Genomic DNA, 26,135 nt, shown 5'->3' with positions numbered 1-26,135 from the left:
AGGAAGCAGTCGATGGCGACCGACACCACACACGCCGATGCGCGATCCGGCACCTCCCCGCGCGGGCGCAAGCCGAAGAGGCCGTTCCTCCACCGTCCGGCAGTCGTGGCGATGGTGTTCCTCCTGCCGTTCCTCGTGCTCTACGTCGTCTTTCGTGTCTATGCGGTCGGCTACGCCGTGGTCTTGAGCTTCCAGGAGATCCAGGGAATCGGCTCGTCCGAGTGGACGGGCCTGGACAACTACCGGCGAGTGTTGACGGACCGGACAGGCTTCACGGCACTTCGGAACACCATGCTGTACACGGTCGGCACGCTGTTGGTGCTGATCCCTGTGCCGTTCGTCCTCGCTGCGATCCTGCGCTCGCGCTGGGTGGCGCGACAGTCGATGTTCCGTTCCATCCTGTTCCTGCCGGTGCTCACCTCGCTCGTCGTGGTGGGCGTGGTGTTCTCCCTGCTGCTGTCCACGAACGGCTTGCTGAACGGCTTCCTCGGACTGTTCGGCGTGCCCGCACAGGCATGGCTGGAGACCCGGCATCTGGCGATCCCAGCGATGATCATCATGGCCACGTGGCGGTGGACCGGGATCAACATCATCTACTTCACCACCGGCCTGTCCAACATCCCGGACGAGCTCTACGAGTCAGCTGCTGTCGATGGTGCCGGACCGATCCGGCAGTTCTGGCATCTCTCGGTGCCGCTATCGAAACCGATCATCCTGTTCGTCACGGTCCTGACGATCTTCGGCGGATTCCAGCTCTTCGTCGAACCGCTGGTCCTCTGGGGCTCAGGCGGTGGGCCGGGCCAAGGTGGGCTGAGCGCTGTGGTGCACCTCTACCGCACGGCGTTCACGTCCTTCGATCTCGGCTACGCGTCCGCGATCGGAGTCGTCCTGGCCGCGATCATCATGGTGTTCTCGTTGATCGTGCTGAAGGCGTTCGGCTTCTTCGCAAAGGACCGATGAACGATGACCGTTGCCCAGCGAAAACCACTCATCAGCAGCGGTACGTCTCATCGGCCGACGGTGAAGAAGATCGCCATGACGTCGGTGGTCGCGGTGGTCGCGATAGCGTTCCTGATCCCGTTCTACTGGCTTCTGGTCAGTTCGCTGCGCGAGCCGCAGCGCATCTTCGCCGACGCGGGTCAGTTCTTTCCGTCGTCGCTGACGCTGCAGAACTTCCGGACCGTGTTCAACGAGACGCCCGTCGTCTCGTGGTTCGCGAACTCGGTGATCCTCACCGTGGGGTCGACGGTCGGCTCCCTGGTCGTCGTCACGATGGCTGCCTATGCGCTGGCGCAGATCAGGTTCCCCTTCCGCAACACGATCTTCGTGTCCATCCTCGCCTCGCAGATGTTGCCGTTCCATCTGTTGCTGATTCCCTTGTTCCTGCTGATGATCCAGCTCAACCTGATCGACACGCATCTCGGGGTCATCGTGCCGATGCTGGCGCATCCGTTCGGGCTGTTCTACATGCGCCAGTACATGCTCGGCCTGCCGCAGGCGGTGTTCGACGCGGCACGGGTGGATGGAGCGTCGGACTACCGGATCTTCTTCCGGATCGTGCTCCCGATGGTGAAGCCGGCGCTGGCAACGCTTGCGATCATCTTCTCGCTCGAGCAGTGGAACGACCTGCTCTGGCCGCTCATCGTCATGCGATCCGAGGGCAACTACCCCCTGTCTGTCGGCATGACCACGCTCGTCGGCCTGTACCGGCCGCGATGGGACCTGGTGATCGCGGTCGCGGTGATCGCGGTGGTGCCGATCATGCTCATGTTCGTGCTCCTCCGAAAGCAGTTCATCAACGGACTCGGGCAGTTCGGCACTGGCACCAAGTGACCCTCCGCCCGCGGAAGAAGCCCAGTACGGCCCAGCGCGACCTGTCCGCGGTGCTGGCTGCCCGTCTCCGGCCACCATGCTCCAGCCCGAACGATGAGGAGTGACCCCTTCGTGCACAGCGCGATTCTGACCATCGACCCGGCGTTCCGCATCGCCGAAGTGCCGCCGCGATTGTTCGGCTCGTTCGTCGAGCATCTGGGCCGCTGCGTGTATACCGGGATCTTCGAACCTTCTCACCCGTCTGCCGACGACGACGGGTTCCGCACCGACGTGCTGGACCTGACCCGCGAGCTCGGAGTGTCCGTGGTGCGGTACCCGGGTGGCAACTTCGTGTCCGGCTACCGCTGGGAGGACGGCGTCGGTCCGCGGGAGGCCCGGCCGCAGCGGTTGGACCCGGCATGGCGTTCGACCGAGACGAACGCCTTCGGGCTCGGCGAGTTCGCCGCTTGGAGCCGTCAAGCGGGGATCGAGCCGATGATGGCTCTGAACCTCGGCACCCGCGGCATCCAGGATGCGTGCGATCTGCTGGAGTACTGCAACCACCCGGGGGGCACGTACTGGTCCGACATGCGCGCGGCGCACGGCCACGCGAAGCCGTTCGACGTCCGTCTGTGGTGCCTCGGCAACGAGATGGACGGGCCGTGGCAGATCGGTCACAAGACGGCCGCCGAGTACGGCCGGCTGGCCGGCGAGACCGGTCGCGCGATGCGGATGATCGATCCGTCGCTGGAGCTGGTCGCATGCGGAAGCTCCCACTCGGGCATGCCGACCTTCGGCGAGTGGGAGGCCACCGTGCTGGAGGAGGCCTACGACCAGGTCGACTACATCTCGCTGCATGCGTACTACCACTTGCAGGACGGCGACCTGGCCAGTTTCCTGGCATCGGCTGTCGACATGGAGGCGTTCATCGACGATGTGGTCTCGACCGCCGACCATGTGCGTGCCAAGCGACGGGCGGCCAAGCGCATCAACCTGTCGTTCGACGAGTGGAACGTGTGGGACCAGACCGACTGGCGGGAACAAGGACCTCCGGACGACTGGCCCGAGGCGCCACCGTTGATCGAGGACACCTACACCGTGGCGGACGCTGTCGTGGTCGGCAGCCTGCTAATCGCGCTGCTGCGGCACTGCGACCGAGTGACGGTCGCCTGCCTCGCCCAACTCGTCAACGCGATCGCGCCGATCCGCACCGAGCCGGGCGGACCGGCATGGCGACAAGCGAGCTTCCACCCGTTCGCGCTCACCGCCCGGCTGGCCCGTGGCCGCGTACTGCGCGTCGACCCGGTGGCACCTGTCATGGCGACTGCCCGCTACGGCGACGTGCCGGCGGTCCACGCCGTCGCCACCTACGACGACGACTCCGGCGACGTGGCGATCTTCGCCGTGAACCGGAACCCGGCCGAACCGGTCGAGCTCACGGTACGGCACGACGCGTTCGCACGACACCGGATCACCGAGCACACCGTGCTGTCCGGAGACGACCTCGCAGCGACCAACAGCAGCACGAATCCGGACCGCGTGATCCCCGTGTCCGTGCCCGTCGACACCTCCGGCCACGGCTCCGCACGGGCCTACCTGAAGCCCGCGAGCTGGAACGTCATCCGGCTCACCGATCCAGACCGACCGCGTGACCGAGAGGAGTGAGCTGAGCATCAGCGACAAGGCCATGTACGCGCCGGGCTGCCGTTGCACGCATGACGAATGAGTGGGCGGGCCAACGCGGCAGATCAGGAAGGTAGCTGGTAATGCTGGCAGAACACGATACTGCAGGACCGCACCGGCCGTGGCGCACCCAGGCTGCGGCGATCCTAGCGGTGGCCGCGATCCCGGCGGCGCTGCTCACCCAGACCGCGACGGCCGCGGAACCGCCGAAGGCGACGGCCGAGGCAGCACCGGCGGACCAGGCCGGCGAGCTGATCGATGAGTCGCCGGGCCAGATCCCGTTGACCGGGTCCGTCTCGCTGCACGACCCGACCTTGTGGAAGGACGACGACACCTACTACGTGTCGGCAACCGGAGGCCTGGTGCGCAGCGCCCCGAGCCTCGAGGGGCCCTGGACCAACCTCGGCAGCGTGCCGGCGGCGGGCTGGGCACCTCACGTCCAGCGTATCGACGACACCTATTACTACTACTACTCGAGTTCTTCGTTCGGCACGAACAACTCGTCGATCAGGCTCAAGACCACGAAGACGCCCGACGACCCAGCGAGTTATGTCGAACGCGGCACGGTGATCAGATCTGGTTCGCAGGATCCCGACCACGCGACCTTCAACGCGATCGACGGTGCGATCTGGCCTGATGAGAACGGTGACTGGTGGATCGTGTGGGGCTCCCACTTCGACGGCATCATGATCCAGCAATTGGGCGAGGACATGGCGTCGGTCGTGGGCGAGCGCCGCCTGATCGCTCATCGCGAGAGCGACCTGTTCCCCATTCTCGAGCCGGGGTGCCCGTATCCTCTGGCGAGCTGTCCGAACTTCAACCGCATCGAGGGGCCGTCCATCTTCGAAAAGGACGGCTACTTCTATCTGATGGCCGCGTGGGACTGGTGCTGCCGTTCGAACGGAAACGACAACACCTACAAGGTCGTCGTCGGCCGGTCCGAGAACATCTACGGCCCCTACCTCGACAAGAACGGTGTCGACCTCGCCGAAGGCGGCGGCAGCATCATCCTCAACAGCAGGACGGCTGCGTCCGGTGTGAGTCCGCCGGGGTTGTACCGGGCGCCTGGAGGGCCGGACATCTTCGTCGAGGACGATGTGTACCACCTCGTCTACCACGCCTACCGGCCGCAGAACACGTTGGGCATCTGGCCGATGAGCTGGCACGACGGCTGGCCCTACCTGAACGAACCGGACAGCGGTCCGTACGACCTGCAGGATGGCGCCCACTACCGACTGGTCAACCAGGACGGAATCATCAGCGACCCGGACAGCTTGCAGAATCCGGTGGCCAGTGACCGGTGCCTCACGGCTGACGACGGCACGGTGGTTCAAGCGCGGTGCGACGACTCCGCGCCGCAACAGATCTGGGAGATGAATGCCGCTCCCGACGGCACATGGCGTTTCCGGGGGATGGGTGCCGGCGGCGAGTTCTGCCTCGCCATGGCGGACGACTCAGGCACGAGCGGCACCGATGTGGTGACCGCACGGTGCGACGAGTCGACGGATCTGCAGAGATGGAACCTCGACGACACGGGCCACGGCTTCCATCGAGCCGTGTCCGAGGGAACCAATCTCGCCGTCGAGATCGAGAACCACTGCGACCCGGAGGCGTCGTACAACTGCGACGGCGTGATCGGCACCGATGTTGTCGGCGGCATCCGGCGGGACAGCAACCACACCGCGGGCAACCTCACCCAGGCGGCGAAGTGGCCGCCGCAGCAATGGCGGTTGTCCCGAGTCGACGAGCTTCCGTGCTTCGATGTCGTGACAGGACGCCATGCCGGCCCGATGACCATCTCGCACGGCGTGACCTGCCTCGATGGCGCGACGGTCCACGGTCCGGTGACCGTCGCGGCGGGGGCGGGGCTACGTTCGGCGGACTCTCGTGTGTCCGGGCCCGTCCGCGCCACTGATGCGCTCGAGATCGAGTTCTGCGGTTCACGGATCACCGGACCGGTCACCATCGCCGGCGGAGCCCGCGTAGCGCTCGGGAGTCCTCAGGACGGCTGCGACGGCAACATGGTCACCGGCCCGGTCAGCGTCACCGGGGTCCGTGGTGTCACCGTGATCGCCGACAATCGGATATCCGGTCCACTCGCGTGTTCCGACAACGAGCCGGCGCCCGTCGACCAAGGCTTCGCCAACGTCGTCCGGGGACCGACGAGCGGACAGTGCGACGACCTGTGACAGCCGGCAACGAGTGATGGGCGAGAGTTGACGGTGGCGACCCCGTCGGCGGATCGGCCGGCCGTGGTGCGTACGCGCATGCGGCCGGCCGATCGCGGCCGGTCGACCGGACGGGGCAGCGATACGAGTGGTGCGTGGGCGCTGACGGGCCACCTGGGCGAATGGCGGTGAGGATGGCTGGACCAGGACGTGAGGTGCCCGCAGTCGCGCGGGCGCTGGATCTGCTGGGTCTCTTCCTCGACGGGCAGGGACCGCGATCGGTCCCGGAGATGACGGCGGCGCTGGGACTGCCGCGTAGTACGACCTACGAGCTGGTGCAGACACTCGTGGCTCGCAACTGCCTTCGCCCGACGGACCCGACCGGGCGCCGATTCGGCCTCGGTTTGCGCCTGTTCGAGCTCGGAAGCGCCTACGCCGAGGGAATCGACGTGACCGAGCAAGGCCAGCAGGTGGCCGACGACGTCGTGCGGCAGTGCGATGAGACCGTCCACATCGCCGTTCTCGACGGCACAGAGGTGATCTACCTTGTCAAGGTCGACAGCCCGCAGACGGTGCGCATGGTATCGGCCGTGGGCAAGCGTCTTCCCGCCCACTGCACCGCGGTGGGCAAGGCGATGCTCGCCGGCTTGAGCGACAGCGAGGTGGCGGCACGCTACGCCGATCCGTTCGAGTGGGTGCGCATGACTCCGCACACCATCATCGGGCTCGACGCCCTGTTGGCCGAACTGGCCAGGATCCGCCGGCGCGGGCTCGCCTACGACAACTGCGAGTCCAACCTCGATGTGCGCTGCGTCGCCGCCGCGGTTCGCGATGCCACCGGAGCGGTCGTCGCCGGATTGAGTATTTCCGTCCCGGTGCACCGGTCCGAGCCGCTGGAGTCGGCGCTGGGGAAGTACGCCGCCGCCGCGGCCGAGGAGCTGTCGAGGCGGCTTGGACACCGTGGAGCTGTTGGGCGCCACTGATGGCGCCTGACCACTGTTGTCCGTCCTGAGGACGCCAACCTATCAGATGTGTTTGTGCCTACGGCCGGGCAGAAGGCCGTTGATTACCCGCATCCATGATCGCCTCGATGGGGCAGATCGAGGCGGTGAGGTTCGGCTCCGCCAATGGCCACGGTAGGTGTAGCCCTGCGGGCGGCGGCTCGAAAATCTCGACCACCACTTGGCTGCTCATCAGATATCTGCCATAGTAATTGCGTGGCGGACGCAGCGACGAACAGTCAGGACGGCGAAGGCCGAGCCGAACCGTTGACCGACCGAGCGGTCCGGCACCTCGAGGACCTAATCTTCGCCGGGCAGGTCCAGCCGGGTTCCGCGCTGCCCTCTGAGGCCGAGCTCGCGTCCGCGTTGGGCATCAGCCGGCTCACCGTCCGCGAGGCGGTGCGCAACCTCAGCGCCCGGGGCCTGCTGGAGGTCCGGCAGGGGCGGCGTCCGACGGTGGCCTTCCCCAACGCCGCGCCCGTCAGCGGGTTCTTCACCGCCGCGCTGCGTCGCGACCCGCGGGCCCTGCTCGACCTGCTCGAGGTACGAATGGCCATCGAGGTGCACGCGGCGCAGCTGGCCGCCACTCAGGCCAGCCGAACCGATCTGACCGCCCTCGAGCTGAGCCTGGAGTCGATGTACCGGGCCGAGGGCGAGGAGGCGCTGAACCTTGCCGACGTCCGCTTCCACGCGGCGGTCGCGGCGGCCAGCGGCAACCAGATGCTGAGCTTCCTCGTCGAGGGCATGGAGGAGCCGCTGCACAGCAGCCGGCTGGAGAGCCTGCGTGGCTACCTGGTACGTGGCAAGCCCATCGACGCCCTGCTGGCCGAGCATCGCGCCGTCTTCGACGCCATCAGCTCGCGCGACCCGGATGCGGCCGCCGCGGCCATGCGCTCGCACCTCGTGCACACACGGCACGACCTGCGCACGGCGATCTCCCGGCCGATCGATCTCACGACACCGAACACCAACTCCACCGGCAGGGAGCTCGCGTGAAGATCACTGATGTCCGCACCACCGTCGTCGGCACCCCGTGGCGTGAGCTGACGTTCGTCGAGGTCCACACCGACGACGGCCGCGTCGGCCTCGGCGAGGCACGCATGCTGAACAAGACCGACACACTGCTGGCCTGCATCGCCGAGCTGTCTCAGCGCCACCTCATCGGCTCCGACCCGTTCGACCTCGAGCGGCTGGCATGGAAGGTGTCGTGGGAAGAGTACGGCCGGGTCGGTGAAGTCACCGCCACCACGCTGGCCATGCTCGACATGGCCTGCCACGATCTGATGGGCCAGGAGCTGGGGGTGCCGATCCACCGGCTCCTGGGCGGAACCATGCGCGAGCGGATCCCGGCCTACGCGAACGGCTGGTATCAGGGTGGCCGCGACCCGGAGCAGGTCGCCGAGCTCGCCGCCGCCGTGGTGAAGCGCGGCTACCGCGGGCTGAAAATCGACCCGTTCGGCGCCGCGACAGCTGAGCTGTCCGCCGCGGAGCTGCGCCGGGCGGTCGACATCGTCGGCGCCGTACGCGACACCGTCGGGCCCGACGTGTCGATCATGGTCGAGATGCACGGCCGCTTCACCGGCGCTACCGCGGCCCGGGTCGCCCGCGAGCTGACTCCGCTGCGTCCGGAGTGGCTGGAGGAACCGGTGCCGCCGCACGACGTCGACGGGTTGCGGCTGGTCCGCGCGGCTACCGAGGTGCCGATCGCCACCGGCGAGCGGGTACACACCGTGCCGGAGTTCCGCGAGCTGATCTCCCGCGGGCTGGTCGACATCATCCAGGCCGACCTCACCCATATCGGCGGCTTCACCGGGCTGCGCAAGCTGGCCGGCTGGGCCGAGGCGTACAACCTGTTGCTCGCCCCGCACAACGTGTGCGGGCCCGTCGGCACGGCGGCGAACCTCCACTTCGCCACCAGCACGCCCGGACTGAAGGTGCTGGAACACTTCAATGACTTCGCCGACCCGTGGGTGGCCGGCCTGGTGACCGACGCCCCGATGGTTGATGCGGCGGACGGCGCATTCGCCGTCCCGACCGCGCCCGGCCTCGGGCTGCGGCTCGACCACGACGCATGTTCGGAACACCCGCGCACGCACGTGCACTTCAACCTGGTACGTGAGGGCTGGGAGCGGCGCGACACGCTCGCCGGCGCGCGCTCGTGACGCCGCCCAGGCAGTTCGGGCCGGCCGGCTTACTGGACCACGCCGGCCTGCCCGGCACGGACGCCTACGACCTACCGGCTTCGGCGCTGCGGTTCGCCGACGGGGCCGAGTACCGGGTCGAGATCCCAAGTGTCGAGGGTCCGGCGTGCCTCGACGCCGTCCTCGAAGCGGCACGTGAGCTCGAGGTTCCGGTTACCCGGGTGTCGCAGGGGACCGGGGTCGGGCTGATGACCGACGCGGAGCTGGACCGAATGGCCGCCACTGCCGCGACGGCCGGTATCGAGGTCAGCCTGTTCGCCCGGCCGTGTGCCGGCTGGGACACCTCGGCCATGGCGCGATCCTCGGCCGGTTCGGTGCTCGCTCCGACCACCCGCGGGCAGGACCAGCTCGCCGCCGTCGTCGACGAGATCGTCCGCGCCGCCGAGCATGGCATCCGCAGTGTGCTCATCGCCGACATCGGCGTGCTCGACGTCTTCAGGCGGCTACGCGCGGCTGGCGATCTACCGGCGGACATGCAGGCGAAGACGTCGGTGATGCTGCCGGCGTCGAATGCGGCGACCGCTCGCGTCCTGGAAGACCTCGGCGCCAACACGATCAACGTTCCGACCGATCTGACGCTGCCGCAGTTGGCCGCGATCCGGGCAGCCGTGGACGTCCCGCTCGACGTGTACGTGGAGGCGCCGGACAACGTCGGTGGGTTCGTGCGGCACTATGAGATCGCCCGCATCGTCGAAGTGGCGGCGCCGGTGCACGTGAAGTTCGGCCTGCGCAACGCGCCGGACGTGTATCCGGCGGGTACGCACCTAGAGGCGACGACGGTGGCGCTCAGTCGGGAGCGGGTGCGCCGCGCTCGGCTGGGCCTGGACCTGCTGGCCCGGCATCGCCCGTCGTCGGTGGGGTCCCGCCCGGGAGCGACCGGTCTGGCGATCCCAACCATCCCATGAAGCCCTCCATGGTCAAGCTGCTATTTGTCGGCAAGTCGGGGGCATGAAGCCGGCGGCGGAGTCCCACCGATGGTGAGGTGGGTGTTCCAGCACGCGCATAGTGCTGCGTGAGCTGACCCAGAACCCCTACATGGGCCGCGGCGTGGCGTCTTCGGCTGCCGGCCGAGATCCTGTGGGAAAGCAGGGCGACGGGATCGACTTCCTCGAGAACGGCGACCCCGACGGGTGCTCCCCGGATAGCTGCTGGCCCGGTGTGTCCGCCGAGCGGGAATCGGCATGACTACCGCGCCCTCATGTGCTCCATCGTTTACCCATCGCAAGCAACCCGGATAGACCCTCAGAGACCCGATACGCTCGGAGGGCGAGAACCACCCGGTTCCCGGCTATGAGCAGGGGATCCGCAAGCTTCCGAGATGGCCGTACAGCCGCTCTGACCAGCGGTTTATCCAAGGGGTCGCAGGTTCAAATCCTGTCAGCCCGACAGTGTGATGTCTCGGGACATCGGAATGGCTCGAACCTGCAGACGTGGGTTCGGGCCATTCGTTGTTCGCGGGCCGGTCCGGGTGGTCGGCCTGAGCGCAGGTAGATGCGGGTGGGGTTCAGGTCAAGTGGCTCTTCTGCTGCTTCCGTGGGTCGGCGGGTCAGGTTTCGCCGGGGTGTGCCGGTCGTCGGGGTCGTGGCGTTCGCCGTCCCACTGATCGGCTGCATCACCAGGATGACCCGAGCCTCGACACGATTGCAGGCGTGGTGATGCTCCAGAAAACCTCATGACGTGCCCCGGATCGCGGCGAAATCTCACCACGTGGATCACGTCCACCAGCCCCCCGACGCACGTCCGCCCGACGAACCACGCGTCAGTCGACGCTCGCCGACACGTTCCAGCCCCGACCCACGGATCGGGTCGACGAGCCGCCTTTGATCTGTCCTCCCGAGCGCTTTCGCGGAGTTGTTCTCCGAGGTGGTCGACGTCTTCCCGCTAAGTCCGCAGCGAAACGGTGGCGTCTTGTCGTCTTGCCGCATGCTTCCGCCGGTGGGCCCCGCGCACGTGTACAGCGCCGATGAGGACCGCCGATACGAAGGCGAGAGCCGCCGAGACGAGTGCGGACGCCCCCAGCGAGACAAACCCGATCAACGACGAGGCGATGATGACGCCGACGGATTTCGACGTCCGTAGCAGAGCGAACCCTTCGGCTCGTCGCCCCGGGTGGAGGACGTCGTCGAGCGTCAGCGAGAACGACATCCCAAGCGGGGCCAGGAACAGGCCGATGACCACAGCGCCGGTGATCGCGGAGCCGAGCCACGCGTCCCAGGCGACGGCGAGAGTGCCGACAACGGTCAGCAGAATCATTCCGACAACGGACCGCTGCCGGAGACGGCGGTTACGGATGCTTATCCAGACGCCTCCGAGCACAGATGCGACACACAGTGGAACGGTGAAGAGAAACGCTGCACTGGGTGCGAGCCCATGGCGTAGCGCCAATGCCACAGCACCGACCTCGACCGAAGCGACACAGGCGCCGGCGCTGCCGGCTGCGAACACCCAGACCAGCGCACCCATGCGCGGCGACCTCTGTCGGACACTGGGCGACTCCGACGGCGTGCGACGTGCGATGCGGGGGAGTGCCACCAGGGGCAGAGCACTGGTGACTGCCATGATGATGACTGCTGCGATGACCGACAGCCCCCCGATCGTCGAAGCGAGAATCGGCCCGCTCACGAAGACGAGTTCGTTGGCGGTCGCAGCGACTCCAAGCGCGCGGGGTAGCTTGCGCGAGCTGACCATGTCGTTCAAGATCGCTCGCAGCATTCCGAAAATCGCCCCATTGACCAGCCCGGCGAAGCTGGCGGCGACTATCAGGACCGGAAGTGGTCCTTCGCCTGCGATGGAGAGAACCAGACCGAGGAAGGCAAGCGTCCGGAACGCGGTGAGAATTCGGGTATACGCGGTCACGGAGAACCGTCGGCCTGCAGCGGCAATGGGTACTGCACCGAGAACCTGGGCGGCCGTCATCGCCGTCATCATCAAGGCACCCCCGTCGGCGTCTCCCTGGGGCAGAGTCGCCAGTCCGAAGGTGATAGGCGCCATCGACTGAGGAATCGCCGTACCGAGATTCGCCGCGATCCACCTCGTAAAGCCGCCTGGTCGATTGGGGGGTGACGATGTGGATGAAGGCTCAGCGTCGGTGGGTCGGTATCGCTCGGTCACCCGACCATGCTTCCAGAGCTTTGCTGGAGCTGTCCGAACCACGATCTTCCACGACGAGCCGTACAAGAGCCCACGACGCTGCTCTCAACCACGAGCCGCAACCCGTGTAAGAGCGGCGCAAACCTGGGACGCTTCGTCAGGAAGCCACCGTCTCGATCATCCGACGACAGGTCGCCTCGAACGAGACAGGTCCGTGCATCAGCACTGAGCGCGAGGCTCGCGCTGGCTAGGCTGGAGGCCGGGCTGGCCAGGAACGAGTGGAGCGGACCGGTGTCTTCCGTGCGGGTCGAGAACGACCTCGTCTATGCGGCGGTGGACGGCGCCCGGCTCGCGCTCGACCTCTATCACGCACCGCGGTACGACGCGCCGCTGGTGCTGTACGTCCACGGCGGCGGCTGGCGGAACGGCGACAAGGCCGACGACCGCGTGCGGCGGCTGATACCGATGGCCGAGCGGGGTGTGACCGTGGCGTCGGCCGACTACCGCCTGCTGCCCGGCGCCGTCTTCCCCGACCAGCTGCACGACCTCAAGGCGGCGGTGCGCTGGCTGCGTGCGCACGGCGCCGACCTCGGGGTGGCGACCGGGCGCGTCGGGGTCTGGGGCGCGTCGGCCGGTGCCTACCTGGGCTCGCTGCTGGCATTGACGCCCGGCGACCCGGCGCTCGAAGGCACCGTCGGCGGCCACCTCGACCGGTCCAGCGCTGTTCAGGCCGTCGTCCACTGGTTCGGCCCGTCCGACCTGCTCACCGCGGGGACGCGCAGCCAGGTCGAGGGGCGGCTGCTGCCGTTCGCGTTCGAGGCGGACCTGCTCGGTGTCCCCTCGGTCACGGATGCCGCGGATCGAGCCCGCGAGCTCAGCCTGCTCACCCGAGTCTCGGCGCAGGCGCCGCCCTTCCTCATCGCGCACGGCGACCGCGACCGCATCGTCGCGCCGTCGGAGGGCGCGGCCCTGCACCACGCCCTGAGCCGGGCTGGCGCGAGCAGCAGATTCGAGCTCCTGGGCGGCGCCGGCCACGAGGACGCGGCGTTCGACAGCCCGGTGTCGCTCGCGTTGACGGCGGCCTGGCTGCGTGCGGTACTCCTGCCGGATACGCCCTGATCGGGAATACCTCGGGGCGGGCGCGCCTTGACATTGATAGCCCCGAGCCGCGACGCAAGGGTCGGACTTGCGCGTATTGCGGCTCGAGGAGCGCTAGTCTTGTAGACAGCCGCGCCACAGTGGGACCCGTCGAACGGGTCTCTCCACTGCGGTCGGCGACGAGAGAACCGACCACAGGTCGGCACGTTCGAATGTGACAGTGGCGCCAGGCTCGCCCGGATCTGCAGGGCCGAGCCGCGTCGTGGGGGAGCAGTTTCGCGCGCTGCGCGACACCGGCGCTCGGCCGGCCGTCGAGGCGCGGCCGACCCCGCCGCTGGCACCCACGCGAGCGTGGCAACTCCGGAGGAGGAGCACTTGGCGAGAGACGCCAGGCGCCGGCCCGGCGCCAGTCGGACGGCGAGCCGGTCGCGTCAGCGCGGCCGGGCCAAGGACAACGAAGGCATCATGTCGGTCCTCGCGCGCGCCGTGCGCGAGATCGAGGGGAGCGTCCAGCGCGGCTCGATGAAGCCGTCGGTACGCACCAAGTTCCAGGTCATCGCCCTGCTGGTGCGCGAGGAGCGCGCCCAGGTCAAGGCCGACGAGACCCACAGCGAGGCGTACCGCGCCGAACAGCTCAAGCGGCTCGACGGCATCGCGACGATCCTCGCGAAGGTCGCCGTCCGCGACGCGTCGCTGCTGGGCTTGCTGGCCGAGGACGCGCCGGTGAGCGACGCGGCCAGGGCGCTGCGGCGGGAGATGCTGACCGCGGCCGGCCGGACGCCCGGCCCCGAGGAGGTCCCGGTCGCCGCGCCGGCGGCTGCCGCCGTCAACACGGCGAAGCGGCAGGTGGTGCCGCAGGCGGTGATCTCGCGGCAGCTCGCCAACCCCTTCCTCGCGCCTGACTACGAGGCCGCAGCGGCCCGTCCGGCGCAGAAGAGCGCGACGCGGCCGCGCCGGCTGGTCAACTGGGAGCTGATCGGGCCGCTGCTCAGCTCGTTCGAGAACGCCACCGACGGCACGACCGCCTCCATGGCGCTGCCCGATGCGGGCGCCGTCAGCACGCCGCCCGGCCTGGAGCTGATGCCGCACCAGGCCCGAGTGGTCGGGGGCACTGAGGCCGGGCACCGGACCTTCCTGCTGGCCGACGAGCCGGGTCTGGGCAAGACCGCGCAGGCGCTGCTCGCCGCGCAGGCCGCGGACGCCTACCCGCTGCTCGTCGTCGTCCCGAACGTGGTCAAGACGAACTGGGCGCGCGAGGCCGCGCGGTGGACGCCCGCCCACCCTGCGACCGTCATCCACGGCGACGGCGACACGATCGACGGCTTCGCCGACATCATCGTCGTCAACTACGAGGTGCTCGACCGCCACGTCGGCTGGCTCGGCGACCTCGGCTTCCGCGGCATGGTCGTCGACGAGGCGCACTTCATCAAGAACAAGAAGTCGCAGCGTTCCCAGCACGTGCTCCAGCTCGCCGAGCAGATCCGGTCACGCACTCTCCGCCCGCTGCTGATGGCGCTCACCGGCACCCCGCTGATCAACGACATCGACGACTTCCGCGCGATCTGGCAGTTCCTCGGCTGGATCGACGAGCGCAAGCCCGGCCGGGAGCTGATGGAGGCGCTGGAGGAGACCGGCCTGACGCCGGTCGACCCCGGGTTCTCGTCCGCCGCACGCGCCGCCGTGATCGACATGGGCATCGTCCGGCGGCGCAAGAGCGAGGTGGCCGCGGACATCCCGGCTCGCCGCGTCGCCGACCTGCCGGTCGAGCTGGACGACGCCGCCGGCCGGTCGATCCGCGCCGCCGAGCGCGAGCTCGCCGACCGCCTGGTGGCCCGCTACCGCGCCGCGCTCGAGGCGCGGGGCGACGCGGGCGCCGTCGACGGCATCGACGCCGACCTCGTGCGCCGCGTGGCCGGCGCTGAGCTGGCCGACAAGTCGACGAAGACCGGCGAGAACGTGTTCAGCATGATCCGCCGCATCGGCCAGGCGAAGGCCGGCCTGGCCGCCGACTACGCCGCACAGCTGGTCCGCAGCGTCGGGAAGGTCGTGTTCTTCGCCAAGCACATCGACGTCATGGACGCGGCCGAGGCGATCTTCGCCGAGCGCGGTCTGCGGTACTCGTCGATCCGCGGCGAGCAGACCACGCGAAAGCGGCAGCAGAACATCGACGCGTTCGTCAACGATCCCGACGTCGCCGTCGCGGTCTGCTCGCTGACGGCCGCCGGCGTCGGGATCAACCTGCAGGTCGCCTCGAACCTGGTGCTGGCCGAGCTGTCGTGGTCCGCCGCCGAGCAGACGCAGGCCATCGACCGCGTCCACCGGATCGGCCAGGCCGAGCCCGTCACCGCGTGGCGCATCATCGCCGCCCAGACCGTCGACACCCGCATCGCGGAGCTGATCGACGGCAAGGCCGGACTGGCCGCCCGGGCCCTCGACGGCTCCGACGAGGAGGTGTCGTCGGCGTCTGACCTGCAGCTCGAGGCGCTGGTCGCGCTGCTGACCGACGCGCTGACGGCGTCGCCGTAGGCGCCGCCGGAGTCAGCCGTTCCGGGTGACGACCGGCGCGGCGGTGCGCTCGGTGCGCAGCACGACCAGCCGCTCGGTGCGATCCTGCAGGCGCAGCCAGCTGCGGCGCAGCGGGTCGTCGGCGGGCAGGCCGGTGTGGCAGGCGGTCGCCGCGCGCTGCCGTTCGCGGTCCACGTCGACGACGAGGACCTGGCGGCCGCGTGCGGCCTGGCCGGTCCGCAGGGTCCAGGCGTAGAGCGTGCTGCCCTGCTTCGCGGCCGCGCGGTAGGCGGCGCGCATGGCGCGGACGTGGTCCGGGTGCGCGTCGCCGGCGGTGGCGTCGACGGTGAGGATCGCGTCGGCGTTGTGCCGGGCCGCCAGGATCTCGTCGGCCAGGGCGTCCAGGCTGGTCAGGGCCAGCGCCCCCGGAGGGTGGCCGAGCAGCGTGACGTCGTCGGCGCCGAGCTGGCGGGTGGCGCGGCCGAGGTCGCGGGCACGGTCCAGACGGCGCCGCGGGCGCGGGTCGGGCGTGCGCCCGTGCGTGAGGCAGACGATGTGGATCGACGTCCCGGCGCCGGCGAACGCGGCGATGACGCCGCCCAGCGCGAACGTGGCGTCGTAGGGGTGGGCGCACACCACGAGCAGGGCGCGGACGGCCGGCACCGGCCTCACGTAGTTGCTCATGTCTCAGGATCGATCCGCCCCGGATCGTCATCCTAGGGCCGGAAAGACCCCGGTCGCGGGACTTTCGTCCCATGGCGGTCCGCGCTGAGCTGCGCCACTGGCGGCCGGGCGGCGCCTCGGGCAAGGTGTGCAGCATCCCGAGACCCCGGAGGAGGGCCGATGAAGGCCGAGCAGCTGACGGCGGCGGTGTGCGAGCACGGCGAGGGCCCGGTCCACTCGCCCCGCTGGGCGGGGCCGCGCTGGGTCGACATGCTGGCCGGCGACGTGCTCGAGCTGAGCCCGTCCGGCGAGGTCGCCCGTCGTAACGCCGGCAAGGTCGCCGCCGTCATCAGGCCGCGCCGGGGCGCGGGGTGGCTGGTCGCGACGGAGCGGGCCGTCGCGCTCGCCGGCGGCGACGCCCTCGACGCGCCGCTGGCCGAAGGGCCGGAACTATGGGCCGACCCCGGAATCCGCTCGAACGAGGGCGGCTGTGCCCCTGACGGCGCGTTCTACCTGGGCACGATGGCCTACGACGAGACACCGGGGGCGGGCACGGTGCACCGCATCGACCCGTCCGGCGCGGTGACCGCGGCGGTCGAACACGTGACGATCTCCAACGGCCTCGGCTGGTCGCCCGACGGGACCCGCGCGTACTACGTGGACACCGACACCGGCCGCATCGACGTGTTCGACTGGTCCGCGGACGACGGGCTGACCGGCCGGCGCGCGTGGGCGGACGTGCCCGGCGGACCCGACGGCCTCGCCGTCGACGCCGAGGGCGGGGTGTGGGTGGCGACGTACCGGACGGGGGAGGTGCGCCGCTACGACGCCGACGGCCGCCTCGACGCCGTCGTCGACCTGCCGGCGCGGCGCGCCACCGCGGTCGCGTTCACCGGCGCGGGCCTCGACGAGCTGATCGTCACGACGTCGCGACTCGGCCTGGACGACGCCGGGACGGGCGACGGCGCGCTGTTCGTCATCCGCGAGCCCGGGGTGCGCGGCCTGCCGCTGCTGGAGTTCGGCGGCTGACGGCGACGTTCGCCTCCGCGTTGATCTTGGAGTTGTTCGGCAATTGCGGGGTGAAATGTCCGATAGATGGCCGAACAACTCCAAGATCAACACCAGGCGGGCGGCGAGCCCTGAGTTGACTCGGGCGGCTCCCGCTTCCCCAGGCAGGCGCGCCTGGGGAAGCGGGAGCTCGGTCTCAGGGGCGCGCTTCGGTGAGCGTGCGTTCGCCCGGGGGTGCCTCGGCCTCGTCGACGTCGTCGACCTTCGCGAGCCGGCTGGGCCACCACATGCGCCGGCCGATGTCGAGGTTGAGGGCTGTGACCAGCACCGCCCGCACGATGAGCGTGTCGAGCAGGACGCCGAACGCCACCACGAACCCGATCTCTGCCAGGAACACCAGCGGCATCGCCAGGAACACCGCGAACGTCCCGGCCAGCACGGCACCCGCGGACGTGATGACGCCGCCGGTGGCGGCTAGGCCGATCAGGGCGCCGCGCCGGGTGCCGAACCTCATGGCCTCTTCACGCACCCGGGTCATCAGGAAGATGTTGTAGTCGATGCCCAGCGCGACGAGGAACACGAACGCGAACAGCGGGAATGAAGAGTCGGCACCCGCGAAGCCGAACACGTTCGTGAACATGAACCCACTCACGCCGAGCGCGGCGGCGAACGACAGGATGACCGTCCCGATCAGCACCAGTGGCGCGGTCAGCGAGCGGAGCAGGACGATCAGGATCAGCAGCACGACCGCCAATACCAGTGGGATGACGACGATGTTGTCGCGGGCCGAGGCATCCTGCATGTCGACGTTGATGGCGGCCGAGCCGCCGACGACGGCGTCGCTGCCCTCGATGGCGTGCACCGCGGAACGGATGTCCTCGATGGCGTCGCCGGCCTCGTCGCTGTAGGGCTGGAGGGTGAGGGTGCCCTCGACGTAGCCTCGGTCGCCGGCGACGACCGGGTCGGTGACGCTCCCGATAGCGGGATTGTCGTCGAGAGCGGAGGCGACGGCGTCGATCTGGTCGGCGTTCGCGATGACGACCACCGGGTCGCCGGCGCCCACGTCGAAGTGCTCACCGAGAACCCGCTCCGCCTGGGCGAAGTCGGGCTCGCTGGTGAAGCCCTCCTCGAGGCTGAGTCCGTTCGCGTTGAGCTGCGTGATACCCAGCGCCATCGCACCGAGGACGACGGTCGTGGTGACCCACACCCGCCGCGGCCGCGGCCGGATCCATGCGCCGACCTTGGCCCACAGGCCGCGGGTGGTGGGCTCGTCGCTGCCGAACTGCGGCCGCTTGGGCCAGAAGATCCAGCGCCCGAAGATGACCAGGACGGCGGGGAACAGCGTCAGCATGGCCGCCATGCCGACCGCGACGCCGACGGCGAGCACGGGGCCCATACCGGCCGTCGAGTTCATCTCGGCGACCATCAGGCAGAGCATGCCGAGCACGACCGTGCCGGCGCTCGCCATGACGGCCGGTCCCGCCCGGTGCAGGGCGAAGTCCATGGCCTCGTGCCGGTCCTCGTGCCGGCGCAGCTCTTCGCGGTAGCGGGCGACGAGCAGCAGTGCGTAGTCGATGCTGGCCGCGAGGACGAGGATGGCCAGGATGCTCGCGCTCTGCGCGTTCACGGTCAGATCGGCGTATCGGGCGAGCAGGTAGACCACACCCTGTGCGCAGGTGACCGCGACTCCGGCGCAGACCAGCGGAATGACCCAGAGGATCGGACTGCGGTAGGTCAGCAGCAGGATCACGATGACCACGACGACCGCGGCGATCAGGAGATTGCCGTCCAGATCGCTGAACGACTCGGCCTGGTCGGCCACCATCGCTAGCGGCCCCGCGACCTCCACCTGCAGGCCGTTCGCGTCGCTGTCCGCCTGCTCGTGCACCTGTTCCAGCAGGTCTGGTGCCGCTTCCCAGTCGTCGCCGATGGTGAGCGGGACGATGAGTTCGAGGGCCTCGCCGTCCTCGGACGGAATGGGGCCGACGACCTCGCCCTCGAGGGCGTCGAACGTCCTGAACTCGTCGGCGTCGGCCTCCGCCTTGGCCATGTCGGCCTCGGTGATGCCGCCGTCACGGACATACACGATGACCGCGGGAACGGCATCGGTGGAGGCGAAGTCGGCCTGCTCCTTGAACGCGGCGGTCGACTCGGCGCTGCCCGGCAGCCATTCGACGGTGTCGTTCTCTTCGACGTCGGTCAACTGCCCGGCGAGGCTTCCACCGACGGCGGCGAGAACGAGCCAGACGGCAAGCACGACCCACTTGCCGAATCGCCCGGTCAGCCGCCCGGTGAGCGAGCGTGTCATGGTGTCCCCCCAGAAGGTTCGAGAGTGTCTGTCGATGGAGTCAGACCGGCGGTGCTGCGGAAACTCATCGGATGGCCCCTCTTTCGCTGGCCCGTGCCCAGCCGGGCACGGATCGAGCGTGAGTCATGTGATCGGCAGGAAGATATCGCGCTCGACCGACAATGTCGTCAGGGTTTTTCCCTAGAGTGTTCGGCTCCTTCTCCATCCGTGGTTCGAGTGGCCGTCACTGCGTTGACGGATGGCGCGCCGAAGATGTGACATCCCGAGCCGCTCAGCCGGTCGCGGCCGGCAGCACCGGCGCCAGCATCCGCTGGGTGAACTCCTCGAGCAGTTCCTGGGCGACGGAGTCCAGCGCGATCGAGTTCGGCGTGGCCGGGCGGCGCTCGTCGTAGTAGGTGCCGTTGTCGTCGTCGCGCTGAGCGACGGCGAGCAGGTTGCCGGCCGCGTGCTCCGGGCTGTCGCCGCCGACGGAGAACATCGCGTGCAGCAGCCCGGTCGCGATGACGCCGGGATGCACGCTCACGACGTCGACCGTCGGCCGCGGCCGGCGCCCGGCGAGCCGGCAGGTCCATGTCACCAGCGCCAGCTTTGACCGGGCGTACGCCGACGCGGGGGAGTAGCCCGGCCCGGCCAGCTCGAGGTCGTCCAGCGCCAGCGTCGCCGAGTAGTGCGTGGCCGACGCGACGTTGACGATCCGCCCGGCGCGGCCGGCCCCCACGACGTCGAGGAGCAACGTGGTCAGCGCGACCGGAGCGAGGTAGTTCGTTTGCAGCGTCGCCTCGTGACCGTCGGCGGTGAGCTGGCGCGACGGCGGGCCGGGCCGGGCGGCGTTGTTGATCAGCAGGTCGACCCCGTCAGGGTAGGCCGCCCGCACCGCCGCCGCCAGCTCCGCGACCTCGCCGAGCACGCCGTAGTCGGCCCGCAGGTAGACGACGTCGCCGTCCGGGCCGGCCACGGCGGACAGCTCACTCACCAGATCGGCGACCTCCGCGGCCGGCTGCGGGCCGTGCACCATGAGGCGCCGCGGCCCGGCCGCGGCCAGCTCGAGCGCCGTCGCCCGCCCGATGCCCGATGTCGCTCCGGTGAGCACGATCGTCGATCCCGTCAGCCGCATGCGCTCCGCCCCTCCCGCTCCGGTGAGGTCACAGTAGGGCACGGGTCGGGCGGTGGCAGCATGAGCGGGTGCGGGTGCAGGCGGTGACCGAGGACGTGCCGGTGACGCGCGTCGTCGACGATCGCCGGCATCACCAGGATTTCTGGAGCCTCAACACGATTGCAGGCGTGGTGACGCTCCAGAAAACGTCGTGACGTGCCCCAGATCCCGGCGAAATCTCACCACGTGGACGCCGTGGAGGACCGGCGACGCCTCACCCGACCAGCAAGAGGGTGGTGTCAGTGGTCGCCGGCACCGGCCCGGACGCCGACGAAGCCGGTGCCGGGCCGGTAGTCGGGCGACTGGTGCCGGAAGTAGGTGTTGTAGACGTCGCAGTAGGCGCCGCCGGCGCGCAACAGCGACTCGTGCGTGCCCTCCTCGACGATGCCGCCGTCGCGCATGACGATGATGCGGTCGGCGTGCTCGATGGTGGACAGCCGGTGCGCGATGACGATGGACGTGCGGCCGGCCAGCGCGACGTCGAGGCCCTCGGAGATCTGCGCCTCGGTGAGCGGGTCGACGCTGGCCGTGGCCTCGTCGAGGATGACGATGGACGGGTCCTGCAGGAGCAGCCGGGCCAGCGCGACCAGCTGCCGCTGACCCATCGACAGCGCGGAGCCGTGCTCGCCTACCTCGGTGTCGAGACCGTCGGGGAGGGCGTCGAGCCAGTCGCCGCCGGCCACCGACGCGGCGGCCGCGCGGACCTCGTCGTCGGAGGCGCCGGGCCGCGGGTAGCGGATGTTGTCGGCCACGGTGCCGGAGAACAGGAACGGCGACTGCGGCACGACGCCGAGCTGGTGGCGGTAGCCGGTGAGGTCGACGGTGCGGATGTCGGTGCCGTCGACGAGGATCTGCCCGTCCTGGAACTCGTAGAACCGCACCAGCAGCCGGCCGATGGTCGACTTGCCGGCACCGGTGTGCCCGACCAGCGCGACGGTCTCGCCGGCGGCGATGGTGAGGTCGAACCCGTGGAGGACGGTGTGCTGCGGGGTGTAGCCGAACGTGACGTCGCGGAACTCGATGCGCCCGGTCAGCCGGCCGACGGGTTGCGGGTCGCGCTGCACCACCAGCGGCTCGGCGTCGATCAGCGCGAACACCCGCTCCGACGCCGACAGCCCCTGCTGGAACTGCGACCAGAACGACGCGATGGACGTCAGCGGCAGCCAGAACAGCCCGACGCTCTGCAGGAACAGGTACCAGTCGCCGGCCGAGATGCCGCCGTCGAGCACCCGCCCGCCCCCGACGTGCACCAGCATGACCGTCGCCAGCCCGGCCACCGCGAACAGCGCCGGGAAGATCGCGCCGAACACGAAGCCCTGCTTGAGCGTGACCCGGTAGTTCTGCCCGTTGATCGGCCGGAACTCGTCGTAGATGGTCTGCTCCTGGCGGAAGTTCTTCGCCACGGAGATGCCGCCCATGGTCTCTTGCAGCGTCGCGTTGACCTTCGCGAGCGACCGCTGCTGGTGCCGCGTCGTCTCGCGGGCGATGCGCCGGAACCCCAGCGCCATCGCGACGATGACCGGCACGACCGCCATGACCAGCAGCGCCAGCGCGACGTTGCGGGTGAACAGCAGCACTGTGACGAGGCCGACCAGCAGCACCTGGCTGACGAGGTTCAGCGTCAGCGTGACGACGGTGGCGAAGTCCTCGGTGTCCGACGTCACCCGGCTGACCACCTTGCCGGAGGAGTGCTCGTCGTAGAAGGACATGTCGCGGTCGAGGACGGCGTCGAAGGCGTCCTCGCGCAGGCCCAGCACGACGTCGCCGACCACCGTCGCGGTGTACCAGCGCTGCACGAAGTTGAACACCCAGCCGAGCACGCCGGTGACCAGCACGGCCGACACCAGCGCGACCACCAGGCCGGTCGTGCGGTCGTCGACGACGCGGTCGAGGCCCTCGCTGACCAGGATCGGGAATGCCGCCTGCATGAGCGACTGCAGCACGATGGCGGCCGCGACCAGCCCCATGACCCTCGCCTTGGGCCGGAAGTAGCGCAGGATGCGGCGCAGCAGCTCGCGGTCGTCGTAGCTGCGGTCGTACGCCTCGGCGTCGAGGCCGTCCATGAGGAACGCCATCAGCCGGCCGCCTTCCCGTCGCCGTCGCGCACCTCGTCGTAGTGGGCGAAGATGCGCCGGTAGAGCACGCACCGGCCGAGCAGCTCGTCGTGCGACCCCTCGTCGACCAGCCGGCCGCGCTGCAGCAGCAGGACCTTGTCGGCCCACCGGATCTGCGAGAGCCGGTGCGTGATGAGCAGCGTCGTGCGGCCCTCGAGGACGCGCTGGATGGCCCGCTGGATCTCGTCCTCGGTGGCGCTGTCGATGGCGCTGGTGGAGTCGTCGAGCACCAGGATGGCGGGGTCGGTGAGCAGCGCCCGGGCGATGGCCAGCCGCTGCCGCTGGCCGCCGGAGAGCGTGACGCCGCGCTCGCCGATGACGGTGTCGTAGCCGTCGTCGAGCGCCGTGACGAACTCGTGCGCCTGGGCGTCTTCGGCCGCGCGGACGACGTCGTCGCGGGAGGCCTGCTGGCCGAGGCTGAACGCGATGTTCTCGTGCACCGGGCGGCTGAACAGCACGATGTCCTGCTCGATCGTGGAGATCTGCGAGCGCAGGGAGTCGAGGTTCCAGTCGCGAACGTCGACGCCGTCGACCAGGATGCGCCCGGACGTGACGTCGTAGATGCGGTTGACGAGCTTCGTCAGCGTGGTTTTGCCCGCGCCGGTCTCGCCGACGACGGCGACCGTCTGGCCCGGCTCGATGCGGAACGAGAGGTGCTCGAGCACCGGCTGGCCGCCGTAGGTGAACGTGACGTCCTGGAACTCGACGGCGCCGCGCATGGGCGCGACGTGGCCGGCCTCGTTGTGGTCGAGCTCGGTCTCTTCGCGCATGAGCGTGAGCAGCCGGTTGGCGCTGGCGATGCCGTTCTGGACCAGCGAGAACGAGAAGATGGAGATGAACGCCGGGAAGCCGAGCAGGCCGAGCAGCCCGATGTAGGTGATCAGCCCGCCGACGCTCAGCTCGCCGGCGTCGAGCAGCCACAGCCCGTGCAGCAGGCCGCCGGCCGTCGCGATGGACAGCAGCAGCGTCGGCAGGTAGCGGGCCTGGATGAGCCCCTGCTCGACGTAGGCGTCGCGGTAGCGGCGGGCGTTGCGGCTGAACCTGCCCAGCTCCTGCTGCTCCTGGCCGGTGGCCTTGACCACCTCGATGCCGCGGATGGTCTCGTTGAGCCCGGCGTTGAGGGTGCCGTAGTGCTCGCGCAGCCGCGTGGATACCGGCGACAGCCGCCGCATGAATCGGCGGATCGACCACACGAACGCGACCGCGAAGATCAGCGGCGCGACCAGCAGCCGGGGGTCGAGGAACCCGATGAACACGATTGGGACGATGCCCTGCGTGAGGGAGTCGACCAGCAGGTCGATTCCCGGACTGAACATGGTGCCGAGCTGGCGGACGTCGTTGGCGCCGCGGGCCATGAGGTCGCCGACCCGCTGCCGGTTGTGGAACGTCTGGCTCTTGCCGAGCAGGCTGACGTACAGCTCGTCGCGGGCGTCGCGCTCGATGCGCTTGGCCAGCACTTCGGTGCACAGGCGCGCGACGAAGTCGAGCACCGTCCTCCCGATGACCACCACCAGCAGGATCACCGCGATGGTCGTCAGCTCGACCCGGCGGTCGGCGGACTCGTCGAGGACGGCGTCGAAGGCGTCGCCGACCAGGCCCGGCACCATGGAGTTGAGCACCACCATGGCGACCGAGCCGATCAGGAAGCCGGCCAGGTGCCACGGGTTGCGCAGTTGGTGCGACACGATCCAGCGCACCGGGCCACGTCGGTCGTACTCCGGCTGGCCGGCGACGGAGAACTCGGTACGCGCCGGAGTGGTGATTGTCATCGTCCGGCAGTTCTAACACGAGGCACCGACAGACCTCACCTGGTTAACCGGCACCCGATCATGAGCGCTCAGCGCACAGGCTCAGTCCACGGCCCAGGTGTGGACGGGCTCGTTGGAGTGCATGTGCTCGACGTACGAGTGCAGCATGCCGCGCAGTGCGTCGAGGCGTTCCGCGGAGGTCCGCTCGAACCGCCGCCGGAACGCGGCGACCTGCCAGTCGGACCCGTTGCGGTGATCGGCGCAGCGCCGCTCGACGACGCCGAGGAGCCGCTCCTGCTCCGAGGTGTCGACGCCCCAGCGGCGCAGCCCTTCGTAGGCCAGTGGCAGCAGCCGCCGCAGCACCAGTTCGGCGACCGGGACGTGCCCCAGCCCGGGCCAGTACACCTGGGCCTCGAGGCCGTCGCGGGCGCAGGCGTGGAAATTCTCCTCCGCGGCGCTGAACGACATCTGCGTCCATACCGGCCGGTCCTCCTCGGACAGCGTCCGCACCAGCCCGTAGTAGAACGCGCCGTTGGCCAGCGTGTCCGCGACCGTCGGCCCGGCTGGCAGCACGCGGTTCTCGACCCGCAGGTGGGCGCGGCCGCGGACCACGGCGTACACGGGCCGGTTCCAGCGGTAGATGGTGCCGTTGTGCAGCCGCAGCTCGGCCAGCTCCGGGGTGTCGCCGCGGTCGAGCACGTCGATCGGGTCCTCGTCGGAGACGATCGGCAGCAGCGAGGGGAAGTACCGCACGTTCTCCTCGAACAGGTCGAAGATCGAGGTGATCCACCGTTCCCCGAACCACACCCGCGGCCGCACGCCCTGCGCCTTGAGCTCCTCACTGCGGGTGTCGGTGGCCTGCTCGAACAGCGCGATGCGGGTCTCGGCCCACAGCTGTTTGCCGAGCAGGAACGGCGAGTTCGCGCCGACGGCGATCTGCACGCCGGCGATGGCCTGGGCGGCGTTCCAGACGGCGGGGAACTGCTCCGGGCTGACTTGCAGGTGGAACTGGGTGCTGGTGCAGGCCGCCTCCGGGACGATGGTGTCGCACGAGACCCGCAGCCGCTCCGAGCCGGTGATCGCCAGGTGCACGTCCTCGCCGCGGGCGGCCAGGATCTGCTCGTTCAGCAGCTCGTACCGTGGGTTCACCGACAGCGCGTGCCCGGTCATGTGCTCCAGCCGCAACGTCGGCAGAATGCCGATCATCGCCAGGTGCGCGCCGACGGCGCCGGCCTTCCGCTCCGCGTCGTTCAGGCTAGCCCGCACGTCCTCCTCGAAGGCGCCGACGCCGCGGCCGGACAGTTCCCGCGGGGCGAGGTTGATCTCCAGGTTCCACTGGCCGAGCTCGGTCTGGAAGGCCGGGTCGGCGATGGCCGCCAGCGCCTCGGCGTTGCGCATGGTGGGGTCGTGGTGGTCGTCGACGAGGTTCAGCTCGATCTCCAGCCCCGTCATCGGACGGTCGAACTCGAACTGCGCCTCGCGCAGCATGCGCTCGAAGGCGTCGAGACAACGGCGGACCTTGGCGCGGTACTTCGTCCGGTCCGCCCGGGTGAACTCCTGCCGGCCGACGTCCTCGCCCATGT

General features: G+C 69.5%; 19 protein-coding genes. 12 read left to right on the top strand and 7 right to left on the bottom strand.

Features of this window, described 5'->3' with window-relative positions; all coding sequences use genetic code 11:
• Positions 1-12 precede the first annotated feature (12 nt).
• The 8 genes from E1262_RS05725 to E1262_RS05690 all read left to right on the top strand — a co-directional run bounded on the left by E1262_RS05725 (position 13) and on the right by E1262_RS05690 (position 9,770).
• A complete protein-coding gene (locus E1262_RS05725; RefSeq protein WP_132102142.1) occupies positions 13-960 on the top strand; it encodes a carbohydrate ABC transporter permease in 948 nt (315 codons plus the stop codon).
• Positions 961-1,044: 84 nt separating this feature from the next.
• Positions 1,045-1,833 carry a carbohydrate ABC transporter permease gene (locus E1262_RS05720; protein WP_162605786.1) on the top strand — a complete coding sequence of 263 codons (789 nt, stop codon included), beginning with the start codon at positions 1,045-1,047 and terminating at the stop codon, positions 1,831-1,833.
• A gap of 93 nt (positions 1,834-1,926) precedes the next feature.
• A complete protein-coding gene (gene arfA / locus E1262_RS05715) occupies positions 1,927-3,477 on the top strand; it encodes an arabinosylfuranosidase ArfA (protein WP_132102137.1) in 1,551 nt (516 codons plus the stop codon).
• A gap of 101 nt (positions 3,478-3,578) precedes the next feature.
• Complete coding sequence (locus tag E1262_RS05710; RefSeq protein ID WP_132102135.1) at positions 3,579-5,684, top strand: family 43 glycosylhydrolase; 2,106 nt, start codon at positions 3,579-3,581, stop codon at positions 5,682-5,684.
• A gap of 173 nt (positions 5,685-5,857) precedes the next feature.
• The gene (locus E1262_RS05705) at positions 5,858-6,646 is read left to right on the top strand and encodes an IclR family transcriptional regulator (protein WP_132102261.1); all 789 of its coding nucleotides are present in this window, start codon (positions 5,858-5,860) and stop codon (positions 6,644-6,646) included.
• Between the two features lie 234 nt (positions 6,647-6,880).
• Positions 6,881-7,660: a FadR/GntR family transcriptional regulator gene (locus E1262_RS05700; RefSeq protein ID WP_162605784.1), complete on the top strand. Its 780-nt coding sequence runs from the start codon at positions 6,881-6,883 to the stop codon at positions 7,658-7,660.
• The gene (locus E1262_RS05695; RefSeq protein ID WP_132102133.1) at positions 7,657-8,826 is read left to right on the top strand and encodes a mandelate racemase/muconate lactonizing enzyme family protein; all 1,170 of its coding nucleotides are present in this window, start codon (positions 7,657-7,659) and stop codon (positions 8,824-8,826) included. Before E1262_RS05700 ends, E1262_RS05695 begins: the two co-directional genes overlap by 4 nt.
• Positions 8,823-9,770, top strand: a complete 948-nt coding sequence (locus E1262_RS05690) for a U32 family peptidase (RefSeq protein ID WP_203453583.1) — start codon at positions 8,823-8,825, stop codon at positions 9,768-9,770. The genes E1262_RS05695 and E1262_RS05690 overlap by 4 nt, the downstream gene beginning before the upstream one ends.
• A gap of 976 nt (positions 9,771-10,746) precedes the next feature.
• Here the strand turns inward: E1262_RS05690 and E1262_RS05685 are convergent.
• The gene (locus tag E1262_RS05685; protein WP_338033343.1) at positions 10,747-11,856 is read right to left on the bottom strand and encodes an MFS transporter; all 1,110 of its coding nucleotides are present in this window, start codon (positions 11,854-11,856) and stop codon (positions 10,747-10,749) included.
• 390 nt (positions 11,857-12,246) lie between these two features.
• Here E1262_RS05685 and E1262_RS05680 point away from each other — a divergent pair, with 390 nt between their 5' ends.
• A complete protein-coding gene (locus tag E1262_RS05680; RefSeq protein ID WP_203453582.1) occupies positions 12,247-13,074 on the top strand; it encodes an alpha/beta hydrolase in 828 nt (275 codons plus the stop codon).
• Between the two features lie 354 nt (positions 13,075-13,428).
• On the top strand, positions 13,429-15,579 hold the full coding sequence (locus E1262_RS05675) for a DEAD/DEAH box helicase (protein ID WP_132102127.1): 2,151 nt from the start codon (positions 13,429-13,431) through the stop codon (positions 15,577-15,579).
• A 12-nt stretch (positions 15,580-15,591) separates the two neighbouring features.
• Here E1262_RS05675 and E1262_RS05670 read toward each other — a convergent pair whose 3' ends face one another.
• The gene (locus E1262_RS05670) at positions 15,592-16,242 is read right to left on the bottom strand and encodes a PIG-L family deacetylase (RefSeq protein ID WP_132102126.1); all 651 of its coding nucleotides are present in this window, start codon (positions 16,240-16,242) and stop codon (positions 15,592-15,594) included.
• Positions 16,243-16,401: 159 nt separating this feature from the next.
• Between E1262_RS05670 and E1262_RS05665 the strand changes: the two genes are divergently transcribed.
• A complete protein-coding gene (locus E1262_RS05665) occupies positions 16,402-17,250 on the top strand; it encodes an SMP-30/gluconolactonase/LRE family protein (RefSeq protein WP_132102125.1) in 849 nt (282 codons plus the stop codon).
• 175 nt (positions 17,251-17,425) lie between these two features.
• On the opposite strand, the gene E1262_RS05660 is transcribed toward E1262_RS05665, so the two are convergent.
• Together E1262_RS05660 and E1262_RS05655 are read right to left on the bottom strand one after the other, a co-directional pair.
• Entirely contained in the window at positions 17,426-19,537 is a 2,112-nt protein-coding gene (locus E1262_RS05660; protein WP_132102123.1) for an MMPL family transporter, read from the bottom strand.
• Positions 19,538-19,808: 271 nt separating this feature from the next.
• Complete coding sequence (locus E1262_RS05655; RefSeq protein ID WP_132102121.1) at positions 19,809-20,651, bottom strand: SDR family NAD(P)-dependent oxidoreductase; 843 nt, start codon at positions 20,649-20,651, stop codon at positions 19,809-19,811.
• A gap of 68 nt (positions 20,652-20,719) precedes the next feature.
• On the opposite strand from E1262_RS05655, the gene E1262_RS31625 reads away from it, so the two are divergent.
• Positions 20,720-20,845, top strand: a complete 126-nt coding sequence (locus tag E1262_RS31625) for a hypothetical protein (protein ID WP_275261623.1) — start codon at positions 20,720-20,722, stop codon at positions 20,843-20,845.
• Positions 20,846-20,929: 84 nt separating this feature from the next.
• Here the strand turns inward: E1262_RS31625 and E1262_RS05650 are convergent, their stop codons facing one another.
• From E1262_RS05650 to E1262_RS05640, 3 genes are all read right to left on the bottom strand, one after another.
• Positions 20,930-22,765: an ABC transporter ATP-binding protein gene (locus tag E1262_RS05650; protein ID WP_132102119.1), complete on the bottom strand. Its 1,836-nt coding sequence runs from the start codon at positions 22,763-22,765 to the stop codon at positions 20,930-20,932.
• Positions 22,765-24,573 (bottom strand): ABC transporter ATP-binding protein, encoded by a 1,809-nt coding sequence (locus E1262_RS05645; protein WP_132102117.1) that lies wholly within the window; start codon positions 24,571-24,573, stop codon positions 22,765-22,767. The genes E1262_RS05650 and E1262_RS05645 overlap by 1 nt, the downstream gene beginning before the upstream one ends.
• An 81-nt stretch (positions 24,574-24,654) precedes the next feature.
• Positions 24,655-26,133: a glutamate-cysteine ligase family protein gene (locus tag E1262_RS05640; protein WP_132102115.1), complete on the bottom strand. Its 1,479-nt coding sequence runs from the start codon at positions 26,131-26,133 to the stop codon at positions 24,655-24,657.
• Positions 26,134-26,135 lie beyond the last annotated feature (2 nt).

This window comes from Jiangella aurantiaca (assembly GCF_004349105.1).
Taxonomy (GTDB): Bacteria; Actinomycetota; Actinomycetes; order Jiangellales; family Jiangellaceae; genus Jiangella; species Jiangella aurantiaca.
This window is presented reverse-complemented; position numbering and strand designations above follow the sequence as displayed.